Genomic DNA, 19,002 nt, shown 5'->3' on the forward strand with positions numbered 1-19,002 from the left:
CTTAGGCGAGGAGCCTTCTTGCTTTTTTGAATACTATTATAATCTTTACTTTAATAATAAATCTGTAAAAAGGAAGTACAAAAAGCTCCTTTCCTTAGTTAAGGAAAGGTGGGCAAATCGAAGCGCAGCGTAGATTTGGTCGGAAAGGTTGTGCGGTGTTTTTAATAATCTAGTTGCTAGAATATGTTATAAGTTTTATGCAACTTTCCAGCACCGCATCAACCACTCCGAGGTTTTTGCAAAACCCCACCTCGCCTATTCTTAGGCGAGGAGCCTTCTTGCTTTTTTGAATACTATTATAATCTTTACTTTAATAATAAATCTGTAAAAAGGAAGTACAAAAAGCTCCTTTCCTTAGTTAAGGAAAGGTGGGCAAATCGAAGCGCAGCGTAGATTTGGTCGGAAAGGTTGTGCGGTGTTTTTAATAATCTAGTTGCTAGAATATGTTATAAGTTTTATGCAACTTTCCAGCACCGCATCAACCACTCCGAGGTTTTTGCAAAACCCCACCTCGCCTAGTCTTAGGCGAGGTGCTTTCTTACTTTTTTGATAAGTAAATAGTTGACAATTAAATAACAAATCTGTAAAAAGGAAGTACAAAAAGCTCCTTTCCTTAGTTAAGGAAAGGTGGGCAAATCGCAGCGCAGCGTAGATTTGGTCGGAAAGGTTGTGCGGTGTTTTTAATAATCCAGTTGGTGGAATAAGTTCTAAGTCTTGTGCAACTTTCCAGCACCGCATCAACCACTCCGAGGTTTTTGCAAAACCCCACCTCGCCTATTCTTAGGCAAGGAGCCTTCTTGCTTTTTTGAATACTATTATAATCTTTACTTTAATAACAAATCTGTAAAAAGGAAGTACAAAAAGCTCCTTTCCTTAGTTAAGGAAAGGTCGGCAAATCGCAGCGCAGCGTAGATTTGGTCGGAAAGGTTGTGCGGTGTTTTTAATAATCTAGTTGCTGGAATATGTTCTAAATCCAGTGCAACTTTCTAGCACCGCATCAACCACTCCGAGGTTTTTGCAAAACCTCACCTCGCCTATTCTTAGGCGAGGAGCTTTCTTGCTATTTTGATAAGTAAATAGTTGACTCTTAAATAATAAAACTCAAAACTAACAGCTCCTTTCCTTAGTTAAGGAAAGGTGGGCAAACCGCAGCGCAGCGTAGATTTGGTCGGAAAGGTTGTGCGGTGTTTTTAATAATCTAGTTGCTAGAATATGTTATAAGTTTTATGCAACTTTCCAGCACCGCATCAACCACTCCGAGGTTTTTGCAAAACCCCACCTCGCCTAGTCTTAGGCGAGGTGCTTTCTTACTTTTTTGATAAGTAAATAGTTGACAATTAAATAACAAATCTGTAAAAAGGAAGTACAAAAAGCTCCTTTCCTTAGTTAAGGAAAGGTGGGCAAATCGCAGCGCAGCGTAGATTTGGTCGGAAAGGTTGCGCGGTGTTTTTAATAATCCAGTTGCTAGAATAAGTTCTAAGTCTTGTGCAAGTTTCCAACACCGCATCAACCACTCCGAGGTTTTTGCAAAACCCCACCTCGCCTATTCTTAGGCGAGGAGCTTTCTTGCTTTTTTTATAGGTAAATAGTTTCTGGAATAAGCTCTAAGTCTTGTGCAACTTTCTAGCACCGCATCAACCACTCCGAGGTTTTTGCAAAACCCCACCTCGCCTAGTCTTAGGCAAGGAGCTTTCTTGCTTTTTTGAATACTATTATAATTTTACTTTAATAATAAAACTGTAAAAAGGAAGTACAAAAAGCTCCTTTCCTTAGTTAAGGAAAGGTGGGCAAATCGCAGCGCAGCGTAGATTTGATCGGAAAGGTTGTGCGATGTTTTTTATAATCTAGTTGCTGGAATATGTTCTAAATCCAGTGCAACTTTCCAGCACCGCATCAACCACTCCGAGGTTTTTGCAAAACCCCAACTCGCCTATTCTTAGGCAAGGAGTTTTTTAAGGTAAAGAGTATGAGAATCTTATTTTTAATTTCAACAAATAATTAACGGTATGGTGTGCGGTATTGCTGTAATTTAAACGCATGAAAACATTTGATCTCCTACTCTATTTTACCATCGTGTCATTTGTATTTTTTGGCATTACTTGCTTGTTCTCATCGCACATGAGGTTAGAATTTACCAGATTCGGATTGAGTATGTTGCAACGCTTATTAACTGGCGTTCTTCAACTTATAGGTGCCGCAGGTTTAATAGTAGGTATTTTTAATACGTACATAGGTATCGCAGCATCTGCAGGGTTGAGTTTATTGATGCTGGCTGGTTTTATGGTACGTGTAAAGATCAAAGACGGCGTTTATAAATCGTCGCCGGCTTTAATCTTTATGGTACTTTGTGGTATAATTTGCTATAAATTTATAGACATGCTCTAGATAAATATGATCGCTAGAGATAGTAGTAAAAATATTGCTGCTGGTACAGACTTTTTGATAGGGTCATTAATCTTAAAATGCATGACAATCGCCCCTAACATAAGAAGTGCAATACCTATGGCCCCAGTATATTCTACGGCTTTATAATAAATAGAAATCAGTATTAAAACAGCAAAAAGACATTTCAACGTCCCTACTATAATCATGGCATTTTTTGATAAACCATAAGCAGCAAATTCTTCTTGCATGCTGCTCGCGTTTCCACCTCGCCATGGTGTCGATTTATCGCGATTGATAAGCCATACCTTTAGTATGCTTAAACCGACTACTAATTTGATAAGTACTTCTGTGATTTCAATGAATTCCATGGTTGTTATTTTAGATAAAAATAATTACCGAATTCTTATGATATTAAAATATAATCTTAATAAGTATTTATTTAACAAGTGATTGTATGATTATTCCGCTTTCGCGAAAGCGTAACACTAACTATCTTAAAATTATTTAACAGACTGCTCTTCTAGAATAAGAATAGCAAATTTCTCACATGCGGTAAAGGTCTCCATGATGTGGTCCATAGTCGTGCGTGGATTTATCAAACACATGCGTAAAACGACCTGATTATTGAGCACGGTAGTCACTAGCAAAGATTCTTTGGACTGTATGATACGTTTAGAAATCTCTTGATTAAGAGCATCTATTTGCGCATCGTTTAAATCTAGTTCTATAGGGTTATACCTAAAGTTGATAATGGCAAGCGTGGCAGGAGAAACCACTTCCCATTTACTGCTTTTTCTAAGCATGGTTTCTACATCTTCGGCTATGTTGATGTTGTAACTTACGGCTTTTCTAAAAGCTTCTAATCCAAAGGTTTTTAGTGACATATAAAACTTGAGCGCTCTAAAACGTCTGGTAAGCTGGATACCGTGGTCGTAAAAATTAATCTCTGATGTGTTTCCTTCTATATCTCTTAAATACTCTGGTTTTTCTACAAATGTATCGTGCAACCACTTGCTTTTGCGCACTAGTAAACAACCCATCTCATAAGGTTGGTACAGCCATTTATGCGGATCTATGGTAAGAGAATCTGCTTTTTCAATTCCTTTTAATGCTTTGCTGCCTTTTTGAGATAACATCGCTGCACCACCATATGCTCCATCGATGTGAAACCATAGTTTTTCTTTCTTGCAGATCACACCTATTTCTTCTAGCGGATCTACCGTACCGGTGTTAGTCGTACCAGCAGATGCGATAATGCAAAAGGGTTGTAAACCACTTAAACGGTCTTTAGAAATCGCATTTTTAAGTTTATTAAGAGCCATTTTAAACTCTCCATCGGTTGGGATAATGCGTATTTGCTCTTTCTTAAAACCTATTACACGTATCGCTTTTACATTAGAAGAATGCGCCTGGTCAGACATGTAGATAACGGCTTTAGAAAAGTCGTCGCCACACATTTGTCTTCTTGCAGTAACTAGTGCAGTAAGGTTTGCCATAGAGCCACCGCTGGTAAAAATACCACCACCTTTTTTTGCAGGGAATTTAAAAAGTTTAAGCAACCAGTTCATGGTTACGATCTCTAACTCTGCCGCAGCAGGAGACGCTGCCCAACCACCAGAAAATATATTAAAACCTGTCGCAAGCGTGTCTGCCATGACGCTTACATAATTACTAGGTCCTGGAACAAAAGAATAAGATTTAGGGTGCGAGACTATGTTACTATTAGGCAAGACATGTTGGGTCACAAAGTCTAGAACCTGGTCTGGATCGCTAGGTAAATTAGGTACATCTTCTTGAAAGATATCGTCCATCTCCTTGCGGCTAGCTATTGCTACTGGACTTTTATCATTTTGTGTTGTAAAATGATCTACTAGAGTATCAATCACCTTATAACCGTAGGCTCTCATCTCTTCTTTACTCAATTCTAATTTATGCAAATTATCCATCTGTGTTGCTCCCTTTTAACGCTGCAAAATTACAAGTAATAGCTTATACAATAGGCATGAAAACAGCACGAATAACTGAATCGTACGCTTTCTCAATGAATGAAAAAATAGGCGTACGGATTATCATTTTTTGTAAAACAAGCTTAGATAATTGTTCTTAAAATTTAAGTTTCCTTATGGAATTGATGATTGTAAAATCTAGAGATTAAATTATTTTCAAATAATTATAGTTGATGATAACTTTTTAAGGATAAGAAAGTGCTTATATAAAAGCATTTCTTATCCTTAAAGTTATGTGGAATAGTATAAGGTAACACTTACCAAATATGGAATTTAAGCAAGTTTTTTAAGCGTCTCTATGATCTCTTGTGGTTCTGAGCGTGTTCTATAATCGGCATTTACATAATTCCATTTTACGATACCGTCAGTTCCCAATATGAAAGTAGCTGGAATAGGTAAAACACTCGCGTTACCGTTATTGATCTTCTTTAAATCTAGACCGCGATCTACTCTCATGTGTTCCATTAAGAATTCTGGCACTTCCCAAGCGACACCATATTGTGAGGCAACTTGCGCATCCTGATCTGACAGTACGGTAAAGTCCATTTTACTAATCTCGTTCTCTGTCAACGATCCATCTGGCACTTCTGGGCTTATGGCTATTAATTGTGCACCTAGTTCGTGAATATCGCCTAGTCTGTCTTGTAATGCTCTTAACTGTAAGTTACAATAAGGACACCAGCTACCACGATAGAACGTGATCACAACTGGTCCTTTTTTTAATAAGCCTGCTAACTCTACGGATGCTCCTTGAGCATTAGGCAATTCAAATACTGGAGCTTTCTCCCCTATTTTTATGGCGTGTTTACCTAGTTCAAACTCTTTGGCATTTTCAATAATCGCATCTACGCCTTTCATAAATTCAGGGTTGTTTTTTCTACCCATGGCTATTTTAGCGTCTGTTAATTCTCTTAATGTGCTCATTGTATTAGTTTTTGATTCTAGGCAACTATTTATTCTATTTTATCGCTCAGAATAATTTTGAATATTATGTGCAAATTATAAAATTCTACTTTAGAACAAGTGCCATTAACAGAATCTTTAATCTATGTTCTAGTGGCTTAATTCACAATTGCTTTTTTCTTTTTATAGTTTCTTCCGTACCATAATAACACTCCTGTAACAGGTAAACTTGCTACTATTAAACTAACTAAAAAAGCAATAATTTTACCTACTATACCACCTATGGCACCTATGTGAATGTCATAATTCATTCTCTGAATTTTATCTGCCACATCAGCATTTTCATATTTTCCAAAAACACTAGGTGTCTCTAATTCTTCTAAAGTATTTTGATCAAAGAAACGAAAATCAGAATCATAGAATAAGCCTTCACTATTTGATACTTCTACATAAATGCTCTCTTGAGCAGAATTAGGATAATGCAATTCAAAACCTTCAGCTTGAGGATTTTCTTTTAATAATTTTACTATTAAATTATCCATAGGAACGACATTGTTATCTGTTAACTGATTGCCTTTATTTTCTGGAATAATAAAACGAGCTTCTTTTTCTCCTCCAGTAGAAATATAGACCACGTACTTTAACCAATCATAGGACATCATGGATCCTGTAAAAGCGATAATTAATGCAAGCGAACTTATATAAAAACCTACCACCGTATGTAGGTCAAAGTTTTTTCTTTTCCATCGAGTGGTTTTTTTCCAATCAAATTTAACGCGTTGTTTAAGATTTTTACGCTTTTTAGGAACCCACAAAAAGAATCCTGAAATTATTATTAAAATAAAAATTAGGATGGACACTCCTACAACTTGCTCTCCTATCTCTTTAGGCAACCACAGACGCATATGGCCTTCTAGTATAAAGGCAAAAAAACCAGTCATATGATTATCAACTTGAATTACTTTACCTGTATATGGATTTAAAAACACACTTTGATAAAACTCTGGTTCTGCATCATAAAAAATAACTTCTATCGCATCATCATCTTTTTTAAACATTGTGCCGTGCACTGTATTTTCAGGAAAAACTTGTTCTGCATAGGTTTTTGCCTCAGTAGGTGTTAATATCGCTTTGTTTTGAGGTGTTACCTTTTTATAATCATCATATAGACTTTCTATCTCTTCTCTAAAAGTCCAGCAACAACCGGTTATCGCGACTAGAAAAACCACAAGACCTGTTGCAAGGCCTAGAATTTTATGCAATTGAAAAATGAATTTTTTAAATGACATGGACTTAAATTTATAAAGAGCAACTTCTTAGTATAGAAGTTGCTCTTATTAAATAATTAATTAAAATTGGTAAGAAATATTTGCTAGTAATGCTCTAGGCATTTGAGGATTAATGGTAGTCCATCCTGTATAATATTCTTTATTGAGAGCATTATTTAGTTTTAGGCTCACACGATATTTATCTGCTTGATAAAACACAGATGTATTAAAAATGGTATAACTAGGTAAGATAAATTCTCCTGTAGATAGATAGTTGATTGCAAAACGCTCACTAGCTCCATTAAAACCTAAACCTATTCCGAAACCATCTAAACTACCTTGTTGAAATTCATAGTTTGCCCAAAAATTATATAATGTTTCTGGTCCAGCTTCTAATGGTCTGCGATTTAATATTTCAAGATTATCTGTTTCTGTGGTTTCACTATCATTATTACTATAACCTGCTCTAATGTTTAATCCTTTGATTGGGTTTGCATTAACTTCTATTTCTAAACCTTTGCTTACCACTTCACCACCTTGAATTTTATTAAAAGGAGAAGATGGATCTGTAATGACACGATCTTTAACTTTGATGTCATAATAACTAATGGTCGCGTTTAAACGGTTATTGAAAAAATTAGTTTTGATACCAAATTCTAATTGATTTGCTTCTTCAGGATCAAAAGTTTGCAATGTTTGTGGACCTGTTCCTGGATCTCCTACTAATTGAGGTGCAACGTTTGTAAATCCATTTTGGTAATTTCCAAAAACAGATAATTTATCTTTTATAGGTTGGAAAACTAAACCAAACTTTGGAGATAATGTAGTTTGATCATAATCATCATCTGCATTAGCAATGTCACCTTCGTTGTCAAATCTATCTAGACGTAATCCTACCATCGCAGAAAGATTATCAGTTATATCGAGAACATCAGACATATAAATACTGTAAATACTATATCTAGATTTAAGATTACCTACTCCTTGCGTTGCTAGTGCCGCATCTACAGCCGATGTAGAAAGTGGATATGCCGTATCTTCTACAGAAGCTGTAAACGGATTATCACCATTTGAACCACCATCTGGTGTTATATTTCCATAAAAGGCAAAACCGGTGTTGTTATTTGTTTCAGTAGCATTTAAGTAATCTAGACCTATTACCATTCTATTTCTTAAAGATGCTATTTCAAAATCTCCAATGAAATTTTGTTGAATATCAGTAGTATGAGTGTTTGCATTTTGTTTACTGATAAATCTTGAAAAGGTATCTCCTTCTAGAATACCAAAATCAAACAGATAAGAATAATAACCAGTAGTCGATGTAGAACTTTTAGACAGTAAAGTTTGTGATTGCCATGTGTCCGATAATTTGTAATCCATCTCTACTCTATAATTTTGAGTAGGGTTTTCTAGAGTTAGATCGTTGCTTGTAAAGGATAGCTTATTATTATATCCTAACTCATCTAAATTAGAAGATGCAGATGGCGCACTTCTATTTAAGAATAAAAAGGTAGGGTTTGTTTGTTCTGCCTGAGTGATTTCTCCATAGAAAGAGAATGATAGTCTATTATTTACTTTGTAAGATAAAGATGGGGCAACAAAAAATGATTTTCTAAAACCAGCATCTTGAAAACTTTGCTCTGTGGTGTAAGCGGTATTAATTCTAAAGTATAGATCATCTTCCTTGCTCAAAGCTGTGTTGTAATCACCTACTATTTGATTAAGTCCATAACTACCTGATGTAAAAGAAAGCTCTCCACCTGTACCTACATATGGTTTTTTAGTCACTACATTGATAAGACCACCATAAGAACTTACTGCATTACCAAATAAGGTTGCAGACGGTCCTTTTAAAACCTCGATACGCTCAATGTTTGCAGGGTTAATAGTACCATTAGTTAAACCTGGTAATCCATTAACTAGTTGAGGCTGTACAGAAAAACCACGTAGTGCATAATAACCTGCTCCATCACCACCACGACCTGTAGATGCCCATAAACGCTCTACTCCTGTTGCATTTTTCAAAGCATCATCAAAATTTGTTACTACCTGTGATTCTAGTAATTCATTTGTTATGGTGCTGTATACTTGTGTATTTTCGATATCTTTTAAAGGAAGCTTTGAAACATAAGCGGTTTTCTTTCTAGAAAACTTATTGCGGCGTTCTCCTTCTATGACGACAGCATTTAAAATCTCGTTTCCTTCATACAATGTGATAGTTTTAAGTTGAACGTTTTGATTATTTGTGATAGAAACAAGAACTTCTTTAGTTTTAAAACCTATGTATGAAATAGAAAGCACATAATCTCCATTTTGAAGCTGGTCTATTTCAAAAGCTCCATTTTGATCTGTTTGTACACCTATCGAGGTATTTTTTATGGCAACATTCACTCCTAAAAGTGCTTCTTGAGTTTGATCTGTTACGGTTCCTGTTATGCTTACCTCTTGCGCAAAAATGACATTAGTAAATACTAATAAGGTTAAAATAGTCAGTAAGTTTTTCATTATTTTTATTTAGACTTAATATAGATAGTTAATTTTCGGCAAAAGTATCTACCAATATCGGACTGACCAAATTATTTATATTAAATCTAAATAAAGAGTTAAAAGAGCTTGATTATAAGAACTCTAATTTTAAAAAAGTACTGAGAAGGAACTTAAAAACCACATGAATGCCTTGCATAGGGGCCTATTTGATTCTAGAAAAAAAGCTCAAAGAATCGTGATGCGACTCTTTGAGCTTAGAATAAATTTATAGTGTAAAATTACTTGCCTAACTTAATTTGGAATTTTGTGGCAGTAAATGCTGCTTGTAAACCTCTTAGATTAGAATTAGACTTGTTCTTTTCAAACAGATTTTCTAGATATTCTATTTGGGTATCTAGATCTTCTTTTTGAAAAATTTGATATTTTAAAAGAATCAAGTTGGCCATTATTTGATCAGCAACACTGAGACCTTCTTGCTTTAAATATTCCTCTATTGAACTACGTACCTCAGTATCATTATCTGCTAACTCGTCAAATAAAAATGCGTTTGCTAAGTCTGATTTATTCATACTTAAATAATCGTTCTCACTAGACATATCCTTTCTATAGGTCATTTTATCACCGTTAAGAAAATACCATCTGGTATAGGAATCATTTGATGTTTTGATTTCTTTTTCAAATCTCTTATCCCTAGCCGTCCAGTTCGTAAAAGCAACTAAGAGTTCTGTACCATCTTCTTTCTTTAAAATGGCAAAACGAATCAAGTAGTTGTTTTCACCAGGTTTTTCAATTTCTATATCTAGATTATTATCTATAGAAACGTATGTTTTAAGAGCTGTAAGAATAGATGACACTTCTTCAGGGGTTGCATCAGGAAAGAGATTTTCTCTTAAAAACAAATCGATATAAAGGTAATGTGTCAGATAGAAATCATCCATTTTTAGATAATTTGCCTCTTCTAGATGGTCTGTTTTAATAGTGATCTTCTCAGATTGTGCATATCCTAAATTTAAGAATAGAACAAATAGTAAAAAAGTAAAGGTTTTCATTTGTGTTGGTTGATTTTGAGGTTGGGTGGTTGTAAAAATACTCTATAGTTCTAGGGCATTAATTTTGTTGTGGTTTACTCCTATGGTTACCAGTTACAAACTGGCATTAGCGGCTTTGTATACTAGAGCCAGCAGGTAAATAACTATCTATAAGATGTTACTCATAGTTATTTTTCCGATTCAACTTGTAATTGATTTCTAATATACTCGTTGATTTCAGATTTGTTAACTCCTAGATGAATTTCAATTGCTTTGTAATAATCTTCATCATTTGTCCCGCTTGACATAAACTCTCTCAATAAGTTCCAACCGCCTTTATCCATTATTTTTTTCGCTATAAGTCCACCCAAAACATAATGATAAGAAGTTTCGTTATCTAAATTTGTTAGTTTGAGCATCTCATTAAGATTGATTTGTAAATTATTTTGTAAATATTGATTTGTTTTTTTGATATGCCATTTTAAGCTTTTTCCTCGGCTTCCGCCCAAGAATGTTGCAATACCCTCGGAAACCCATAAATGTTTATTTGGAAAATGCTTATCTATTAGAACGTGAAATACTTCATGCGGATAAAATTCTCCTAAACCGCTACAAAAAACTTGATTTTCTGTTGCTTGACCACGAGGTGTTGACTCTCCTCCCATTCCAATGTAGTAATCTATACCTTTTAGGTTTTGAATATAATCATAATCAGCAGCAAAGTAGTACTCGAATGGTTCAGGTAATACATTTAACTTACTGCAAACATGATTTATAAAATCATTTAACTTTTTGGCCTTCTCAATATCAAACTTATGATTTATTGGGTAATAAAAATCAACAATTCCAACAGTTGAAAAATTCCAATTCATTTTTTCATAACTCAACCAATTATATAATTTATATTTTCCATGTTCTCTTTTAGCTATATAGTTGACAATCGCTAAAACATACGGGACACCATCCTCTTTGCAATAAGAAAATTGAGCTTTAATTTTACAAATGCCATTTTTAAATTTTATGCTCAAAATATGCACTGGAAAACCCATATAAAGTGAAGGTTGAAACTCACTTTCAAGAAAATCATAGTTTTTAAGTTTTTCCTGTTCCTCATTATTCCAATAAAGATTTTTTTCCTGTTTTTCAGGGTTGGAGGACATGTAATTCTCAATTAACATCATTACTTCCTTAGTCTCTACATCAGTAGTGTCGACGATGTGATTATAACTAACGTTTTGAGCTGAGATGCTAAACGTTATGAAATGTATGATTATAAATATCAGGATTCTTTTCATATAATGTTTGCTAACTTTTAAAAACATGACTCGTAACATGTAAAGTAGAAAATTATTTTTGGATTGCGCACTAACCAGGTTTTTAAATTTTATTATCTAAAATAGTAATTTAATTTGTGATTTGCTCCTATGATTACCAATTGCAAACTGACACTAGCAGCTTTGTATACTAGTGCCGGCAAGGGGAAATTTGCTTGTTTTTTTTCACCATAGTTCTTTGTTGTGCGTGCGTTTATTACTTAGCAAAAAAGATTGTATGTATTGAAACTAAAATATAAATAAGACTAAAAATCATAGGGATGTACATCTCTAATTTTGTTAAAGGTAAATATTTTTTTATGTTATTACCTTCACCCAACTCTATCCATTCGGCAGACCAAGGACTACTAGGTAATTTAGTCGATAATTTTCTTAAAATTGAATATTTTGCAGTATTTAAATCACGATATGATTTCACTAACCACCACCAAATTAAATTCATTACTAAGAGACTTAATAATGGAAAAAGAATAAGCCAATTAGGTTGTATTAATTCAATTTTTTCAAAAACAAAACCGATGGCACCTAACATCGTAGTATTTAATGTAAGAAAAAATACATTTGCTAAATTACGTCTTGAACTTACTCTATCTATCATTTCAACATATAGTTTATATTGTTCTAAGAGATGAGATAAATATAGCCCTTTTTCACTTTTGTAGTCTGAGCTTTCCTCAATATTGTTCCACATTTTATTTTTAGTTTAATGTTTTTCGTTTTCGTAAATGTGCTATAACGTTTATATATTGTTTGTTATGTGTTTCAAACGACTGATTTAGTAGAATTACCAGTCAATAAAGACCACAAGAACTGTCATAAGTAGGCTAGAAGCCAATAATAAATTGTGCCTTAGCTTTTATTTAGCGTAACTTCTAATTGCAGCTATAATACTTTCTGTATTCCACTTTACATCAACTATTGAGCGACTATAAACTTCAGAACTAATTCTTTCTCTTCCTCTAGGAATAACTCCAACAATTGGAATATTATTCTTTTTGGCAGTTTCTAACTCCCAAATCATCCATTCACTGTGAGATGCATAAATACCTGCTAAACCTAAAATTATATCTGAATTTAAAATTTTCTGTTTTAAAACAGATTTTACATAAGGTGCACTTTGAGAGTTTATTGGAACGTTTTTAGAAGCTTCCATAAATTCAACTTTAAAGTATCCTCTTGCGTTTAATAGGTTTTGTAAAGCTTCTAATTCATCTGTGTGTGCCCAGGAATGACTGATAAATATTTTATAATCTTTTGCCATATTAGTTGTTTAAATTATTGATGTGTTCCACTGATTTTTCAAATGTTTCTATTTCCCATTTAGCTTCTGATTTACTTTCAAATAGTTCTCGAAATTTATTATAGTCATCTTGCTTTTCAGTTGCAAGAGAGCAAATAGCCATTGTTGCATAAATCCATTTTATATCATTACGGTTTTCAAAGTCTTCTTCGTCAAATATGTCGTAAACGATTTTAATGATAGATTCTCGTGTCTTTTTGGCTTCTATTTTATAATATATTTTTTCCTCTCCATCTGGAAGTTCCTTTGATTTAATATCAAGGCAAAGAGCATAATTTTCTCCATTGTAATAATCTGATAACACTTTAAAACCCTTTCCATAAGATTCAATTGCTCGATTTAGATATTCTATGTCATTATCTAAAAGCCAAAGTCTTTTATAAATTGCTCCAACTATTCCTAATGTTTCAGGATCATTAGTTATTTTGTTTTCAGGTTCAAGTACTGAAATTATATTGAGTGCATCATTTAAAGCAGTTCTTTCTGATGGTAATTTTGATTTATAGGTACAGAGTGCTAATTGTTGCACGAAAAAAGGTTCGTTTTCTACCCTCTTTCTTGCTTTGTCCCATAACTTCGAAGCTTCCTCAAAATTGTCTTGAGTCATTTCATATTTAGCTCTTTCAACGAGTGCGAAAATATGTTTGTCTTTATCAGCTAATTCCTTTATTAATTCCAAATAATCTTCATTGGGTAGAATATGTGGTTGAGCAGATTGTATAAATTCAAACATTGGACTATCTACTGCTTTTGATTTTTCAAGACCTGATATTAAATTCTCTAAATGTTTAACACACCTTTTCGCTTCATCAACACCAATGTCATCTCCCATATGTTTGTAGTGGAAAATTTTGCTATGATTTAAGTCAAAAGGAATTGAACCATCTTCATCTCGCATAATTATTGTCGAGTATGGTTTTGCTGCATGTCTTATTCCAAGTTCATAAAGTGCATTTGGATTGAATGTTGTGATATCTGCTATTACTAAATCTGCGTGAATTAGTAGACTATACATACTTCTATCTATTATTCCAGATTCAGCAACTTCATCTCCTCTTATACATTCGTAACCACTTTTTTCAACTGCTGGTTTTATTATGTTCTTGTAAGTTTTATCAAGGTCATACGTTTTTGAAGCCAAATAGTCTGTCTTCTTTCCATATCCCATAATTACAAAACAAATTTTCTTCATAGTTCGGTTTTTTCTTAAATGACGCACAACGTGTTTGTATATGGTTTGTTGCGTGGTTTAGCACATAATTTAGCAAATAAAAACCGACTAGAAAATCCGCGAGGATTTTCGTAAGTAGGCTAGAACTAGCAATAAACTATATACGGTACTGGCAATAGTTATTTTATTTTTTCAATTATTGCTTTAGAGTTAAATCCTATGATTTCATCAGCAGATTTTTCTAAATATTTTGGAATACTATTTGTATTCCATGGTCTTACAGCAATAATTTTTTTGCCAAGAGATTTTGCAATTTCCACCTCTTTTTTTATCCAATATTTATTTGAATAATCACCACCTAAGACTAATAAACACCTACTGTATAATAATTGATTTGTAATTTTACTTTCAATTTCCTTTTCATTTTTTAAATCCTCTGCTTTGTCTATTGAAATACTATGATTGTAATAATCAAATCCTTGGTTTTCAAAACCTTTTATTAAATTATTGTAATCTTTATTATGTTTCCAAGAGTGACTTATAAATATACGTGGTTTTCTTTTTTTTCTTTTTTCTATATAATCATCTTCTTCATTTAATTCATTCCCAATTAAATAATCAATTAATTTTGATATTAGATGTGCAAAAAGTAAAATTCCTCCAATTGATATTATTAAAGGAAGCCAAGATTGTTTATTTTGATTGTTATTTTGCATTTAGTTCTTTTAAAATTTGATTTGAATGAAATGCCAGTTCCTTGTGTTTATTTAGGATTTGAGGTTTTTTACCTCTAGAGTTTGGAATTCTAACACAACATATTTTTTTGTTAAAATTATTTGCTAATTCAACTTCTAATTTTATCCAATCATGATTATGTGTATTGTCTCCAACTAAAACTAATAATATGGCACAACCTTTAATTTTATTTTTCAAGATATCTTTGATTTCCTTTTCACCTTTGACTCTTTGATCTTCATTTTCATAAGTAAATAAGTAACCATCCATAAGTCCTTTTTCTTGCCATTTAAGCATTTTATTTAAATAAGAATTATCTTCAAATACATGGCTAACAAAAATTGATTTCATAATAATAAATTTAGTGTGATTTTTAATTCCTAAAACTAATAGTAGTAAAGAATAAATTTAGAGTTGTTTATAAACTTTATTTTCTTCTTTGCGCCAACCAAAGAGTATGCTCTCTTGATATTGCATTTTCGGATGAAACACAAGCCGAATTTTTAAATTTTACTAATTATTTTATTTTCGGGAATTTGTCAAATTTAAAAATTTGGCGACTTTCCAAATATGCCCAAACCATCGATTTAGCAATGACTTGCGCTATTTTTCATATAACTGTTAGGCACAGTTACTCTCTTTCAATATCTTCTCGGATGTCTCCTAATTTTTTTTTCATCCAATACGCAGGAACTTTTTCTTTTAATGATTTTAATATTTCGTCATCATCTAATCCTGCAGAAATTAGCATTTTTATTCTATTGTGTGCCTCTTCTTGTGATATATAATTATTGCCTCTTCTTTTTCTCGTATCATTATTACTAGATGAATGGTCACTCTCGGTTTCTATTCTTCTTAATCGTCTATCAACATTTCTAATTGTACTTAAAACATCTCCTAATACTTCGTTTTCAGTTCTTTCAATTTTAACTTCTTCATCACTAGTTGATTTCATTATAGTTTTAAAGTCTTTTTCAAATTGTGACCAATAAGTATCAAAAACGTTTTGTAGAATACTTTCTCTTAGTGAATTATCTAAAGAATTATTTAAGGTCCTAGCTAGTTGATACAAACCTTCTTTATCTGGAAAAGTATGATTGAATTGAGCTAATGGATCTGATATGTCATTAGGCTCTAGGTCAATTAAGAAAGTACACACCTTGTTTGATGATAGTCCTTTAGCTAGTGCACCTGATTCGAATAATATCCAAGGTTTATTTAAATTAGCTTTAGTTAAACAAACTATTCCTATTTTGGTAGTTGCTAGTTGGTCTGTAATTTCCGAAAACCATAATGCTCCTCTATCAATATCTTTGCTTGACATCCAAGGGTCAGCAGCTTGAAGTACACATTCCAGCCAATTATTTAATAATTCCGCTACTTGTCTACTTCTATTTCCTGACCAACTTATAAATACTTTCATATGTTTCTTTTAATTGTGCCTAACGTTAATATATAAGCAATCTACTAAAAAACCATATACTGACCCTACTGTATAGGCTGTATATGAGAACTTTTATCAAGAATGCGTTGCATTGCGGTTTTGGTTGTATATGAGAACTTTTTAAAATTAAACGTTTAATAACAGTTAATGCTTATTTTTTAATCATAACAAATTTTCCCACTACTGCTCTATTTCTATAACAACCGTAAATCTAGGACTACCTGGAGAATGATCTTTACGGTATCCCGTAATGGTGGTTTATTTTTTTGGTATTCTTTTCTGTTCTTTACCTAGGTAACTATGCACGGTCGCTACTATCTAGTGGTGTGGCAGTTATGGTGCTCTACTAGGTTTTTATTTGTTTGTTGTTGGGCATAAAAAAAACCAGCGTATGGGCTGGTTTTTTATGGAGTTTATATATTGTGGTGGTGTTGGTTTTTATTCCGCTTTCGCGAAAGCGGAACCCTTATCCTACTTTTTATATTACATGAAATTGTTCTTTTTCTTTTTACTTTTAAACAAGCCTGGCAGCTGGTTATAATCTAAGAAGTACTGCACTTTTAAGGATATGGTGTGGTTAATGGGCTGGTCAAATAGGGTATTAAAACTGCTATTGAAATTTTCCATAGCCTGTGCGTCTCTATTAAATAACTGGTTTCTATACAGTGCGGTCATGAAGCTGCCTGGGGCAAACTGCCAGGAATAACTGAGGTCAAAATTCCAGGTACTGAAGTTGATATTAGGATCGCTAGGTAATGTGCTGGCGGTATATCCTGTGGTGCGGTCTAGGCGGCCGTTTTCTTTAAGGGAAAAAAGGCTGTCGTCATATTCTACAATACCCCAATAGTGTCGCAAGGTAAGGGAAAGTGTGTGGTAGGGATTAAAATTATAGCTGGCGTTAAGGGTTTGCTCTATTTCTATACGGTCGCGATCGCCAAAGATGACGTCTTCTCCTACCTGGGTGACGTAGCCTCTATTTGCTTTATAATATTCTCTATCAAAGAAATAACTGAGTACAAATTTATCATTAAATCGCATGCGTGGCCCAAAACCAAACCAGTAGTTGAGGTAGTTTCTATCTTTTTCTACAAAGCCTTCTATCCCACCGTTTGCGCTTATGGCTAGTTTTTTATTATCGTTAGAATTGAACCATATATTTGAGTTGGCTAGATTTTTAGTGATAAAGAAACTGCCTTCTTTTCTAGGTTCAAAATAATCGTATTGTTTGCCTGGCGAGAGGCTTAAACTGAAGCCGTAGTTATTAAGTGTGGTTGTGGTACCGTCTATATTACCGCCTAGTTCTAGTCCTGTAAAGGTGCCAGGATTTGCCAGTCTGGTGTAATCTACATAGGTATTTACATAGATGTTGTTCCATTTTCCTTTTGGTTTAAAGGTGCGGTAGGTGGCGTTGATACCAAAGTCGTTAAAGTTGTTTCTGAACTGAAGTCCGAGGTCGTTGATGTCATACTTAGCGTCTGCATAGCTGTGGTCAAAGTTATAACGCCAGTTGCCGCTTATGGTTTGTGCTCTAAAAAAGGTGCTGTAACCAGACTGTGTGCCGGTCTCTAGGTTTAAATGGCTCATTTTTACCTGACCTTGTATGTTATAGGTATTGGTTTTATTTACAATATCTGCAAAGAGTGCGGTAACGTTTGCATCTCTAAAACCGCCGTTGCGTGTGGTGTTGGTATTTATGATACCGGCGCTGGAGTTTTTATTGAATTGCTGGTCTACGACTATGATGTTATAGTTAGTAAGCGGTTCTACGAGTTCTTCTCTACGTGTGCCGGCTATGGTGTTTTCTATGGTGGCATAGGTCTTATCTGTAATGCTATTAAAGAGTCCGATGCCCAGACCGTTTTTAGTCCTACCAGATACTTTTAATGCATTGAGCACTTTTACGGTTTCTGGATAGTCTATGACCTCTTCTGTACTGCTGGTGCTAGGAAATGCAGATGGTGCGCTACCGACACGTCTAGAAAAAAAGAGGTTTGCTTTACTGAATAGGTCTACACCTTCTGTAAAGAACTGTCGTTGCTCTGAAAAGGTTTGCTCAAAGGGTCCTAAATTAAGAGAGACGTCATCAAATCCTGCCTGACTGAAGTCTGGAATAAGGGTCGCGTCTAGGGTAAAGTTTTCGGTAATGCCGTATTTAACGTCTAGTCCTGCGTTAAAATCGGTCTGTGTGTTGCCGTCAAAACTGCGGCTTACTCCAGAGACAAATGGGTAAAAGGCAAGTCTTACTGGTGGTTTTAGGTTTTTGAGTCCTTTTAACTCGCCGTGGTAGAGTCCTATGTTTCCCTTAGTTGGGTCCAGCTCGTTCCAGGTGTATTGTGAGTTATCTCTTCTAAACCTGCGGTGGAACTGTATGCCCCATGTCTCTACGTTTTTATTATCAAATCGCAGGCAGCGGTATGGGATTTTCATTTCTAGAGACCAGCCGTCTTCATTGATTTGTACAGCACTACTCCACACCGCATTCCAGCCGAAATCTTCTCCTATACTGGGATTTGCGATCGCGTCTGCCTGTGTGCCCGATGCAAATACAAAGAACTCGGTGTCGTTTTGTGCGTCGTTATTGGGGTTTACTACAAAGCCAAAGAAGTCTGATTGTGCAAAGTTATCTCTGCTAGAGAATTGTTTTGCGATTTTTGAAGGATCGTCATACAAATATGCCGATACATAAATGGCGGTGTCGTCATAGACCATTTTTACAATGGTTTTATTGTGTACCGAATCTGGAACACCCATGGTAGGTCTAAACTGAATGAAGTCTTTGGCTTCTTGTGCGTTTTGCCAAATGTCTTCGGTTAATTTTCCGTCTATTTTTATGGATGTTGTTGTTTTTTCTATTTGCAGACTTTTATTGATTTGAGCAAAAGAAAGTGTGGTAAAAAGCAACAGTAAAATTGTAGGAATGTAATTTTTCATTATCTGATTA

At 34.2% G+C, this 19,002-nt stretch carries 15 protein-coding genes; 1 reads left to right on the forward strand and 14 read right to left on the reverse strand.

The features are described 5' to 3' along the window. Window positions 1-2,037 precede the first annotated feature (2,037 nt). A complete protein-coding gene (locus ACJJVJ_RS02560) occupies window positions 2,038-2,385 on the forward strand; it encodes a DoxX family protein (protein WP_104515013.1) in 348 nt (115 codons plus the stop codon). On the opposite strand, the gene ACJJVJ_RS02565 is transcribed toward ACJJVJ_RS02560, so the two are convergent. The 14 genes from ACJJVJ_RS02565 to ACJJVJ_RS02630 all read right to left on the reverse strand — a co-directional run bounded on the left by ACJJVJ_RS02565 (window position 2,382) and on the right by ACJJVJ_RS02630 (window position 18,992). After that, window positions 2,382-2,753: a DoxX family protein gene (locus ACJJVJ_RS02565; RefSeq protein ID WP_405368761.1), complete on the reverse strand. Its 372-nt coding sequence runs from the start codon at window positions 2,751-2,753 to the stop codon at window positions 2,382-2,384. The genes ACJJVJ_RS02560 and ACJJVJ_RS02565 overlap by 4 nt on opposite strands. Before the next feature lie 132 nt (window positions 2,754-2,885). Next, window positions 2,886-4,331, reverse strand: a complete 1,446-nt coding sequence (locus ACJJVJ_RS02570) for a pyridoxal phosphate-dependent decarboxylase family protein (RefSeq protein WP_405368763.1) — start codon at window positions 4,329-4,331, stop codon at window positions 2,886-2,888. A gap of 333 nt (window positions 4,332-4,664) precedes the next feature. After that, window positions 4,665-5,315: a peroxiredoxin-like family protein gene (locus tag ACJJVJ_RS02575; RefSeq protein WP_405368765.1), complete on the reverse strand. Its 651-nt coding sequence runs from the start codon at window positions 5,313-5,315 to the stop codon at window positions 4,665-4,667. 137 nt (window positions 5,316-5,452) lie between these two features. Further along, complete coding sequence (locus ACJJVJ_RS02580) at window positions 5,453-6,583, reverse strand: PepSY-associated TM helix domain-containing protein (protein ID WP_405368767.1); 1,131 nt, start codon at window positions 6,581-6,583, stop codon at window positions 5,453-5,455. A gap of 60 nt (window positions 6,584-6,643) precedes the next feature. After that, on the reverse strand, window positions 6,644-9,067 hold the full coding sequence (locus ACJJVJ_RS02585) for a TonB-dependent siderophore receptor (protein WP_405368769.1): 2,424 nt from the start codon (window positions 9,065-9,067) through the stop codon (window positions 6,644-6,646). A gap of 260 nt (window positions 9,068-9,327) precedes the next feature. Next, window positions 9,328-10,098: a hypothetical protein gene (locus ACJJVJ_RS02590; protein ID WP_405368770.1), complete on the reverse strand. Its 771-nt coding sequence runs from the start codon at window positions 10,096-10,098 to the stop codon at window positions 9,328-9,330. 167 nt (window positions 10,099-10,265) lie between these two features. Next, a complete protein-coding gene (locus ACJJVJ_RS02595; RefSeq protein ID WP_405368771.1) occupies window positions 10,266-11,237 on the reverse strand; it encodes a hypothetical protein in 972 nt (323 codons plus the stop codon). A 370-nt stretch (window positions 11,238-11,607) separates the two neighbouring features. Further along, the gene (locus ACJJVJ_RS02600) at window positions 11,608-12,102 is read right to left on the reverse strand and encodes a hypothetical protein (RefSeq protein ID WP_405368772.1); all 495 of its coding nucleotides are present in this window, start codon (window positions 12,100-12,102) and stop codon (window positions 11,608-11,610) included. A gap of 165 nt (window positions 12,103-12,267) precedes the next feature. Further along, complete coding sequence (locus ACJJVJ_RS02605; protein ID WP_405368774.1) at window positions 12,268-12,672, reverse strand: TIR domain-containing protein; 405 nt, start codon at window positions 12,670-12,672, stop codon at window positions 12,268-12,270. A 1-nt stretch (window position 12,673) separates the two neighbouring features. Then, window positions 12,674-13,903, reverse strand: a complete 1,230-nt coding sequence (locus tag ACJJVJ_RS02610) for a TRAFs-binding domain-containing protein (RefSeq protein ID WP_405368776.1) — start codon at window positions 13,901-13,903, stop codon at window positions 12,674-12,676. A gap of 158 nt (window positions 13,904-14,061) precedes the next feature. Beyond that, on the reverse strand, window positions 14,062-14,598 hold the full coding sequence (locus ACJJVJ_RS02615) for a TIR domain-containing protein (protein WP_405368778.1): 537 nt from the start codon (window positions 14,596-14,598) through the stop codon (window positions 14,062-14,064). After that, window positions 14,588-14,968: a TIR domain-containing protein gene (locus tag ACJJVJ_RS02620; protein ID WP_405368779.1), complete on the reverse strand. Its 381-nt coding sequence runs from the start codon at window positions 14,966-14,968 to the stop codon at window positions 14,588-14,590. Before ACJJVJ_RS02620 ends, ACJJVJ_RS02615 begins: the two co-directional genes overlap by 11 nt. A 280-nt stretch (window positions 14,969-15,248) precedes the next feature. Beyond that, window positions 15,249-16,040, reverse strand: coding sequence for a TIR domain-containing protein (locus ACJJVJ_RS02625; protein ID WP_405368781.1), 792 nt, complete (start codon window positions 16,038-16,040; stop codon window positions 15,249-15,251). A gap of 504 nt (window positions 16,041-16,544) precedes the next feature. Further along, window positions 16,545-18,992 carry a DUF5916 domain-containing protein gene (locus ACJJVJ_RS02630; RefSeq protein ID WP_405368782.1) on the reverse strand — a complete coding sequence of 816 codons (2,448 nt, stop codon included), beginning with the start codon at window positions 18,990-18,992 and terminating at the stop codon, window positions 16,545-16,547. Window positions 18,993-19,002: the final 10 nt, after the last annotated feature.

The sequence above is a fragment of the Nonlabens sp. Asnod2-A12 genome, assembly GCF_045063745.1.
In the GTDB taxonomy this organism is placed as follows: Bacteria; Bacteroidota; Bacteroidia; order Flavobacteriales; family Flavobacteriaceae; genus Nonlabens; species Nonlabens xylanidelens.